We start from the raw sequence: 8,552 nt of genomic DNA on the forward strand, positions 1-8,552 counted from the left end.
GAAGGCGGCCGATGCGCGCCGGCCGCCACGACATGCGGTCGGCGACGCCGGCCCAGTCCAGCAGCCCCGTGTCGACCATCGCCTCCTGCACGACCGGCAGGGCGGTCTCCAGGCCGATCATCCCCATCGACGCGGCGGCCCACTCGGTCTCCTTGGCCTCGATCGGGTGCGGTGCGTGATCGGTGGCGATGCAGTCGATGGTGCCGTCGGCCAGCGCCCGGCGCAGCGCCGCCACGTCCTCGTCCGTCCGCAGGGGCGGGTTGACCTTGAAGATCGGATCGTAGGAACGCGCGCGGTCGTCGGTGAGGAGCAGGTGGTGCGGAGTCACCTCGGCGGTGACCTGCCAGCCCTTGGTCTTGGCCCAGCGGATGATCTCGACCGAACCGGCCGTGGAGACGTGGCACACGTGCAGCCGGGAGCCGACGTGGGCGGCGAGCAGGCAGTCGCGGGCGATGATCGCCTCCTCGGCCACCGCCGGCCAGCCGCGCAGGCCGAGCTGGGCCGACATCACGCCCTCGTTCATCTGCGCGCCCTCGGTCAGGCGCGGCTCCTGGGCGTGCTGCGCGACCACCCCGTCGAAGGCCTTCACGTACTCCAGCGCACGGCGCATCAGCACCGCGTCCGACACGCAGTTGCCGTCGTCGGAGAAGACCCGGACCCGCGCGGCCGAGTCGGCCATCGCGCCCAGCTCGGCGAGCTGCGTGCCCTCGATGCCGCGCGTGACGGCGCCGACCGGATGGACGTCGCAGTGGCCGGCCTCGCGGCCCAGCCGCCACACCTGCTCGACCACCCCGGCGGTGTCGGCCACCGGCTCGGTGTTGGCCATCGCGTGCACGGCCGTGTAGCCGCCAAGGGCCGCGGCCAGGGTGCCGCTCTCGACCGTCTCGGCGTCCTCGCGGCCCGGTTCGCGCAGATGGGTGTGCAGGTCGACCAGGCCGGGCAGCGCGATGAGGCCGTCGGCGTCGATCATCTCGGCGCCCGCCGGGTCGATGCCCGATCCGACCTCGGCGATGACGCCGTCGCGGATCAGCAGATCCCCGGGTGTACCACCGAGGATCCGCACCCCTTTCAGCACGTAGGTCGGCATCAGGCGTCCCTCTCCGTGGTCGCGGCACTCGGAACCGGGCCCGACACGGAACCCGGAACGGTGGCGGCGCTGCCGATTGCCGGTTCGGAGCCGCCGAGCAGCAGGTAGAGAACGGCCATGCGCACGGTCACGCCGTTGGCGACCTGCTCGACGATGGTGGACCGCTGCGAGTCGGCCACCTCGGCCGCGATCTCGATGCCGCGGTTCATCGGGCCGGGGTGCATGACGATGGAGTCCTCGGGCATCCGTGCCATGCGTTCGCCGTTCAGCCCGTACCGGCGGCTGTACTCGCGCACCGTCGGGAAGTAGGCGGCGTTCATGCGTTCCTGCTGAACGCGCAGCATCATGACGACGTCGCTCTTGGGGATCACGGCGTCCAGGTCGTACGACACCTCGCACGGCCAGGCGTCGACGGCCACAGGCACCAGGGTCGGGGGCGCCACGACGGTCACCTCGGCGCCCAGGGTGTGCAGCAGGAGCACGTTCGAGCGGGCCACCCGGCTGTGCAGGATGTCGCCGACGATGCTGACCCTGCGGCCCTCGAGGTTGCCGAGGCGGCGGCGCATGGAGAAGGCGTCGAGCAGCGCCTGCGTCGGGTGCTCGTGGGTGCCGTCACCGGCGTTGAGGACGCTGCCGTGCACCCAGTTGGCGAGCCGGTGGGGAGCGCCTGAGGCGTTGTGCCTGACGACCACCCCATCGGCGCCCATGGCCTCGAGCGTGAGGGCGGTGTCCTTGAGACTCTCTCCCTTGGAGACGCTGGAGCCCTTGGCGGAGAAGTTGATCACGTCCGCGGACAGCCGTTTGGCCGCCGCCTCGAACGAGATGCGGGTGCGGGTCGAGTCCTCGAAGAAGAGGTTGACGACGGTCCGGCCACGCAGCGTGGGCAGCTTCTTGATCGAACGGCCGGCGACCTGGGCGAGCTCCTCGGCGGTGTCGAGGATGAGCAGAGCGTCATCCTTGTCGAGGTCCGCGGCCGAGAGGAGATGGCGCTTCATTTGACCTCCGTACGCACGCCGCCGCCGTGCCGCGGCCCGATGCCGGTGGCCGGGGCCAGCAGGACGGCGTCCCGCCCGTCGACCTCGGCGAGCAGCACCTTGACGTTCTCGCGGATCGAGGTGGGCAGGTTCTTGCCCACGTAGTCGGCTCTGATCGGCAGCTCGCGGTGACCGCGATCGACCAGGATCGCCAGTTGCACCGCGCGGGGGCGGCCGAGATCGCTCAGCGCGTCGAGGGCGGCGCGGACGGTACGGCCGGAGAACAGCACGTCGTCGACGAGCACGACCACGCGGCCGTCGATCCCTCCGGCGGGTAGCTCGGTCCTGCCGAGCGCGCGGGCGGGTTTCAGCCGGAGATCGTCGCGGTACATCGTGACGTCGAGAGAGCCGCACGGGACGGGCGTGCCCTCGACCTCCCCGATGCGCTCGGCCAGCCGGCGGGCGAGCGTCACGCCGCGGGTCTGGACGCCGAGCAGGACGACGTCCGCGCCGCCCTTGGTGCGCTCGAGGATCTCATGTGCGATGCGGGTGAGCGCGCGTCGTATGTCGGGGGCCTCGAGGACGGACTTGTGCCCGTGCCCTCCGTCGCCCGGCACGTCGCCGGGCGCATGGCCCGTCTCTGCCGGCTGCGGGGCAGCATTCACCACAGGAACTCCTTTCCCGCCTCACGGGACGGGTCTTAAAGGACGTCGGTCCCCTCACGGTAGCAGCCTCGCGCCTTTGCCCCGCACGCGGAGTGATGGGAGTCTTGGCAGGTGAGAGGGGTCACATCGGGTTCCTCCGGCGGGCCCGCGCGCGATCGCCGGAGCCCTTGCGCTGCGGGCCCGGGACTCGTCTGGCCGGGTGCGGACCCTCGCGACCGCCCTCGACCGGTTCGATCACTTTTTTCCAATCGGCTTGACCTATGAGCGTCACCGTTTTACCGTCACTGTCCGTAACCATCCCAGGAGATGGATCCCCCGGCAGGACCGGCCGCTGCTCCCAAGGCGCACGCCTCCCGGGGAGGCCGGAGTGGTGGAACACTCCCTGGTCCGCTTCCTGGGGCCCGACAACGACGACAAAGTGAGCCTGGGGGGCCGCAAAGATGCCGTCTGAATACGCAAAGGCTCTCGGCGCGAGGCTTCGCGCCATTCGCACCCAGCAGGGGTTGTCCCTGCACGGTGTGGAGGAGAAGTCCCGTGGCCGCTGGAAGGCAGTCGTCGTGGGTTCGTACGAGCGGGGCGACCGCGCCGTCACCGTTCAGAAGCTGGCCGAGCTCGCCGAGTTCTACGGCGTGCCGGTATCCGAGTTGTTGCCCGGCGGCGCCTCGCCGAGCCCGCTCGGCCCAACGCCGAAGCTCGTCATCGATCTCGAGCGACTGCAGCAGCTTCCGAAGGACAAGGCCGGTCCACTCGCCCGCTACGCCGCGACGATTCAAAGCCAGCGGGGCGACTACAACGGAAAGGTACTGTCCATTCGGCAGGAAGACCTTCGGTCGCTTGCCGTGATCTATGACAAGTCCCCGGCCGAACTGACCGAGGAACTGATCAACTGGGGAATTCTCGACGCCGAGGCACGCCGCGCCGTCGAATCTCTCTGACCGGCGATCACCGCCGAGCCGTGGTCTTGCGGTCGCGCCTTTCGGAGGCGACCGCAGGCCCACGGCCCGCAAGCCTGCCGGAGGCCCAGGGCGTGAGCCGCCCGCCGGCGACCTCCCGGTTCCAGGGTGGTAGCGGCAGGCCCAGGGTCAACGGCAACTGGTTACCCTCGTGCGGCGCCCGCACGATGGACACATGACTAGATATGCCAACAAGACCGCACTGATCACCGGCGGTGCCAGTGGCATCAGCCTGGCGACCGCACGACGCTTCCTCGGCGAAGGCGCACGCGTCGCCCTCGCCGGGCCCGACCGGGCGCCGCTCGACCAGGCGGCGGCCGACCTGGGCGCCGAGGACCGCGTGCTGGCGGTCCGCGCCGACTGCACGCGCCTCACCGACCTCGATGAGCTGATCCGCCGGATCGACGAACGTTTCGGCCGGCTGGACATCGTCTTCACCAATTCCGGCGGCGGCGGCTTCAAACGGAGCTACGAGATCACCGAGGACGAGTTCGACCACATGGTCGACGTCAGTTTCAAGGGCGTGTTCTTCACGATCCAGAAGGCTCTCCCCCTCATCCGCGGGGGCACGGTCGTGATCAACGCCTCCTCGGCGCTCTACCGGGGCCTTCACCTCAGTCCACTGCACTCGGCCACCACGGCCGCGGTGCGCAGCCTGGCAAAGACCCTGGCCGTCGATCTCGCCGATCACGGCATCAGGGTCAACTCCGTCAGTCCCGGATTCATCGACGCCGCGGTCCGCCCTGTCGACACGCCCACCGTAGAGGATGTGGCGATCGCCGACGCGGTCGCCTTCCTCGCGTCCGCCGAGGCCTCGCACATCACCGGTCAGGATCTGGTCGTCGACGGCGGGCTGATCGGCGCCACGGCCGCGTGACCGCGCGAAGGCGGTCGGCCGAGGCGCGGCCGCGGCCGTCCGCAGAGGACGAGCAGCCGAAGGAAGGTGAAACACCATGTGCTCGCACTGTCCCTCATGTCCGACGTCGACCGCTCGCGGCCGGACGGCCGCCCGTGTCGTCGCCTTCCATCCCGAACAGGGCTGGAGCCTGCTGTGCAACGGCGTCATCGTCTTCGACGACGCCGGCGAGCTGCTCCCCGACGGTCGCGTCGTCGACCACCGGGCCGACCTGATGGCGATCGCCGCCTGAGACGCGCGTCAAGAAAGGGAGATCCCGAAATGCGCCAGATCCGCGTCAAGATCCCGCGGCCGGACCTACGGCACGGCGCCGACCCCGACCTGCGCACGCCTTCGGGGCGCACACTGCCGTACTGATCCGGATGAACGTCCCGCTGACGCCGAGGGTATATCGACTGACAGCGCGTTACGGACATGTCGATATACTCCGCTTCATGGCTGCTTTAAATCAGCCGATGCAGGTGCGCGGACATCGCCGCGACGAACTGCGCGACTTTCTCATGACACGGCGGGCACGGTTGTCGCCGGCGGATGTGGGGATGCCCGACGCGGGACGCCGCCGGACACCCGGGTTGCGGCGCGAAGAGGTCGCCGTTCTCGCCGGGGTCGGGCTCTCCTGGTACACCTGGCTGGAGCAGGGGCGCGAGATCAACGTCTCCGGCAGCGTGCTGGACGCCATCAGCCGGGCCTGCTGCTCGGCGAGTCGGAGCGACGGCACCTCTACCTGCTGGCCGGCCTCAACCCGCCCGAGCTGCCCGCTCCCGCGGATGTGGCGGTGACGCCCGAACTGCGGCGGGTCCTGGACGGCTGGATGCCCCGGCCCGCCTTCGTCCTCGACCGGCACTGGAACTTCGAGGTCCTGAACGACGCCGCGCGGGTGGTGTTCGGCTACGGCGAGAACGACCGCAACTGCCTGGTCACGTTCTTCACCAGCACCCGTTACCGCTCCGTGATCGGCTCCTGGGCGGAGAAGGCACCTGATCTCGTCGCCGAGTTCCGCGCCGACGCCGCGCGCTTCCCGGACGATCCGCGCTTCGAGCGCCTCGCCACGAAACTGAGCGCGGCCAGCCCCGTGTTCGCCGAGCTGTGGCGCCGTCACGACGTGCGTGACAACCCTCACGGCGTCAAGACCATCCTCAATTCCGACGTCGGGGAAATGGCCTTCGAGTTCACCGCATTGCCGCTCGCCGACCGCCCCGGCGACCGGCTGTTCCTGTTCAACCCGAAACCCGGCACCTCCACACGGGCCAATCTCAACAAGCTGATGGCCGGTCTCCGGCTCGTGGACGCGGGCTGAAGACGGAGACCGGCGCCGGTGGCCCCGCCTCAGCTGGCCCTGGAGTCGGGGAGCGGCAGCGTCGGCTGACTGGGAATGCCCAGCGTCTCCTCGACGAGCGAGACGAAGATCTCGGCGTCGTGCAGCAACTCGTCGGCCTCACGCATCGTCACCGCGCGCGGCAGCCCCGCCTCCGCGGCGGCCCGCTTGTCCGCCCCGGCGGCGAAGAACGCGGCCCATTCGCTGAGCGCGGGGTCGGCGTCCGGAAGCAGCACCCACACGCTGCGCGGACGCCCCCTGCGACGTGCGTCCAGCGGCTCGCGCGTGGCGAGCACGGCCGCCGCCGCACGCAGCGCGGCGAGATGCGCGCACACGTAACGGACGTGCGGTGAGGTCGCCTCGGCGGCGTCCGCGAGCCCCTGACGAGAGGAACGGAGCTGCGTCACCGCGGACTGGGCGACTCGGCGGGTGGGGAGTCGTCGCACGGTCGTCGATGTGGACATTGAATGCCTCCTTCCGGCCGGCGGCGCCCCTGTGTCCTGATGACACGGAGGCCCACCACGGCGCCGATCCCGCGGCCCGCCGAGGGGGGTCGGGCGAAGAGCTTCCCCTCACTCCGCCCGACCGGCACCCGGGTACGGTCCGCGAGTCCCGCACCACCTCGAACACAGGTTCGAGGCATATACAGTAAATCGCGCTGACCATGAATCGTCAATACGTTCGAACTCGCGTCTCCAGGCCGATCACAATCGTGATCACAAGACTGATCACAAATGGAGTCGGCCCAGGTCACCGACGCAGATTCATTAGATCAGCCGGGTACGACAAAACCGCTCCCGGTAAACACGGGAGCGGTTCCGAGAGGCGCCGTCGCCGGGGCGCGCCGAGAGCGGTCCGCCCCGGCGCGCCCCCCGCGTCTCAGGCTTTCCCGCGCACGTGGACGGGAACGCCGGTGCCGACGAGCGTCTGAAAGACGTCGGCGGTGTGCATGGGCACCCGCACGCAACCGTGCGAGACCGGCGTGAGCGGCACGGACGGATAACCGTGCACCGCGATGCCCCCGTTGAAGTACACCGGCTTGTAGAGGCTGCCGAGCGGGCCCTTGTCCCAGCCTGCGACCCGGCGGCCGGTGTTGAAGTCACCGGTCGGGGTGACGGCGTACCGGCATCGCTGCGTGGTCGCGCCCGGGTCGGTCGTGCAGAACTTGTAGCCGCCGCCAGAGGAGGTGTGCGAGATCAGCGCCAGTTCACCGTCGCGGTAGACGTAGAGCAGCTGCCGGCCCAGGTCGATCTCGACCCGCTCGTCCTTCCCGCCGCGCACCAGCGGCGTGGGCGTTCTGGGCGCGTCGAGCGCCTTCCACACCGACTCGCCCACGGTGCCGTTGGGCTTGAGGCGGTTGACCTTCTGGAAGGCGAACAGGGCGAGTTGCGTGGTCTGCCCGTACTTCCCGTCGGCCGCCCCCGGGTCGTAGTGCAACCCCCGCAGTTTCTCCTGCAGCGCCTTGACGTCATCGTTGTGCGCGCCGAACCGGAGGGTCGGCCGCCGCGTGACCGGCGCCGGTTCCGGCGTGGCCGGGGCGGCCGAAGCGCCGTCCGGGGCCGCGCCGGCGGACGGGCTCACCGCGGTGGCGCTCATGATCGGCGGCGTGGGCGCCGGAGACGTGGCGCCCGGCGAGACACTTCTCCCGGCGCTCTCGGCCGTCCCGGTCTGGGCGCAGCCGACGATGAGCACCGCCCCACCCGCCAACAACACCCCTGCGAGCCTTACCCCTATGCTCATCGCCATCCCTTCAGCGCCTGGCGGCCGCGTACCCCGGGCCTCCCCTTCGGCGATCACCGTGCCGGAGGGTTTCGTTACCGTATGTTTAACTCTAAGGGGCTTTGATGCATGCAAATGCCGTGCACGTTGCCACGTTCCTGCAGGCCAGCGAGGTCGCGGGCCAGGTCAGGGAGCTGCCGGAGCCGGCCCCGACCGCGGCCGCCGCGGCGGCCCAACTGGGCTGCGAGGTGGGCGCGATCGCCAACAGCCTGATCTTCTCGGCCGACGGCGCGCCGCTGCTCGTGCTCACCAGCGGCGCGCACCGGGTCGACACCGGGAAGGTCGCCCGGATCGTGGCCGCGGACAAGGTGATGCGGGCCGCCCCGGAGTTCGTGCGAGCGGCCACCGGGCAGCCGATCGGCGGTGTCGCCCCGGTCGGGCACCCGGCGCCGCTCCGCACTCTCGTCGACATCTGGCTGGACGACCACGACGTCGTGTGGGCCGCCGCCGGGCACCCGCACACGGTCTTCCCCACGTCCTACGGCGAGCTGCTGCGCATCACCGGTGGAGGCCCTGCGGACGTGGGCGCCTGACCACGCCTCCCACCCGGGCGAGCCAGGCGTACCGGCCGGTGGGCGGCGTGCCCCCATGTCGGCGTGGCCGATGACGGACACTCGGCCACCGCCCCCGGCATGCCATCCGTACAGACAGTCACCGGCGGCCCGTGATACACACGTGAATCGGGAGGACCGGCGGCCGGGCGGTCGAGACGGCTCCGAACGCTCGGAACTCCCGTCGATCCCCGTCAGGCGACCTCCGGAGCAGCGATGGGCGGGAACGGCGGCATGCGGGCCGTGGCACGGCGCGACCCGAACTTCCGCGGCATCGACCCGGACGCGCTCGGCGAGCTCATCAAGCAGGTC

General features: G+C 70.4%; 11 protein-coding genes. 6 read left to right on the plus strand and 5 right to left on the minus strand.

The annotated features are described in order from the left end of the window. The 3 genes from HKK72_RS31945 to pyrR all read right to left on the minus strand — a co-directional run. Positions 1-1,087, minus strand: a 1,087-nt coding sequence (locus HKK72_RS31945) for a dihydroorotase (protein ID WP_187238160.1), incomplete at its 3' end; no start/stop codon positions are given. Further along, positions 1,087-2,082, minus strand: coding sequence for an aspartate carbamoyltransferase catalytic subunit (locus HKK72_RS31950; RefSeq protein WP_187238161.1), 996 nt, complete (start codon positions 2,080-2,082; stop codon positions 1,087-1,089). The genes HKK72_RS31945 and HKK72_RS31950, both read right to left, overlap by 1 nt. Next, complete coding sequence (gene pyrR, locus HKK72_RS31955; protein WP_187238168.1) at positions 2,079-2,678, minus strand: bifunctional pyr operon transcriptional regulator/uracil phosphoribosyltransferase PyrR; 600 nt, start codon at positions 2,676-2,678, stop codon at positions 2,079-2,081. The genes HKK72_RS31950 and pyrR overlap by 4 nt, the downstream gene beginning before the upstream one ends. Positions 2,679-3,166: 488 nt before the next feature. Between pyrR and HKK72_RS31960 the strand changes: the two genes are divergently transcribed. The 5 genes from HKK72_RS31960 to HKK72_RS41670 all read left to right on the plus strand — a co-directional run bounded on the left by HKK72_RS31960 (position 3,167) and on the right by HKK72_RS41670 (position 5,892). Beyond that, complete coding sequence (locus HKK72_RS31960) at positions 3,167-3,661, plus strand: transcriptional regulator (protein WP_187238162.1); 495 nt, start codon at positions 3,167-3,169, stop codon at positions 3,659-3,661. A 193-nt stretch (positions 3,662-3,854) separates the two neighbouring features. Beyond that, positions 3,855-4,556 (plus strand): SDR family NAD(P)-dependent oxidoreductase, encoded by a 702-nt coding sequence (locus HKK72_RS31965; RefSeq protein WP_187238163.1) that lies wholly within the window; start codon positions 3,855-3,857, stop codon positions 4,554-4,556. Between the two features lie 76 nt (positions 4,557-4,632). Continuing rightward, positions 4,633-4,827 (plus strand): DUF5999 family protein, encoded by a 195-nt coding sequence (locus HKK72_RS31970; RefSeq protein WP_187238164.1) that lies wholly within the window; start codon positions 4,633-4,635, stop codon positions 4,825-4,827. 202 nt (positions 4,828-5,029) lie between these two features. Further along, positions 5,030-5,374 (plus strand): helix-turn-helix domain-containing protein, encoded by a 345-nt coding sequence (locus HKK72_RS41665; protein ID WP_261987409.1) that lies wholly within the window; start codon positions 5,030-5,032, stop codon positions 5,372-5,374. After that, positions 5,371-5,892, plus strand: coding sequence for a hypothetical protein (locus tag HKK72_RS41670; RefSeq protein WP_315987559.1), 522 nt, complete (start codon positions 5,371-5,373; stop codon positions 5,890-5,892). Before HKK72_RS41665 ends, HKK72_RS41670 begins: the two co-directional genes overlap by 4 nt. A gap of 29 nt (positions 5,893-5,921) precedes the next feature. Here HKK72_RS41670 and HKK72_RS31980 read toward each other — a convergent pair whose 3' ends face one another. Then, entirely contained in the window at positions 5,922-6,374 is a 453-nt protein-coding gene (locus HKK72_RS31980; RefSeq protein ID WP_187238165.1) for an SAV_6107 family HEPN domain-containing protein, read from the minus strand. A 415-nt stretch (positions 6,375-6,789) separates the two neighbouring features. Continuing rightward, positions 6,790-7,650, minus strand: coding sequence for a L,D-transpeptidase family protein (locus HKK72_RS31985; protein WP_187238166.1), 861 nt, complete (start codon positions 7,648-7,650; stop codon positions 6,790-6,792). 104 nt (positions 7,651-7,754) lie between these two features. On the opposite strand from HKK72_RS31985, the gene HKK72_RS31990 reads away from it, so the two are divergent. Beyond that, entirely contained in the window at positions 7,755-8,222 is a 468-nt protein-coding gene (locus HKK72_RS31990) for a YbaK/EbsC family protein (RefSeq protein ID WP_187238167.1), read from the plus strand. Positions 8,223-8,552 lie beyond the last annotated feature (330 nt).

Source organism: Actinomadura sp. HBU206391, assembly GCF_014323665.1.
Classification (GTDB): domain Bacteria; phylum Actinomycetota; class Actinomycetes; order Streptosporangiales; family Streptosporangiaceae; genus Actinomadura_C.

What these genes read in the sequence shown, in the direction of transcription:
- HKK72_RS31950 (WP_187238161.1), bottom strand. Translation starts at nt 2,082, where the DNA reads ATGAAGCGCCATCTCCTCTCGGCCGCGGACCTCGACAAGGATGACGCT.
- HKK72_RS31960 (WP_187238162.1), top strand. Translation starts at nt 3,167, where the DNA reads ATGCCGTCTGAATACGCAAAGGCTCTCGGCGCGAGGCTTCGCGCCATT.
- HKK72_RS31965 (WP_187238163.1), top strand. Translation starts at nt 3,855, where the DNA reads ATGACTAGATATGCCAACAAGACCGCACTGATCACCGGCGGTGCCAGT.
- HKK72_RS31970 (WP_187238164.1), top strand. Translation starts at nt 4,633, where the DNA reads ATGTGCTCGCACTGTCCCTCATGTCCGACGTCGACCGCTCGCGGCCGG.
- HKK72_RS41665 (WP_261987409.1), top strand. Translation starts at nt 5,030, where the DNA reads ATGGCTGCTTTAAATCAGCCGATGCAGGTGCGCGGACATCGCCGCGAC.
- HKK72_RS31980 (WP_187238165.1), bottom strand. Translation starts at nt 6,374, where the DNA reads ATGTCCACATCGACGACCGTGCGACGACTCCCCACCCGCCGAGTCGCC.
- HKK72_RS31985 (WP_187238166.1), bottom strand. Translation starts at nt 7,650, where the DNA reads ATGAGCATAGGGGTAAGGCTCGCAGGGGTGTTGTTGGCGGGTGGGGCG.
- HKK72_RS31990 (WP_187238167.1), top strand. Translation starts at nt 7,755, where the DNA reads ATGCATGCAAATGCCGTGCACGTTGCCACGTTCCTGCAGGCCAGCGAG.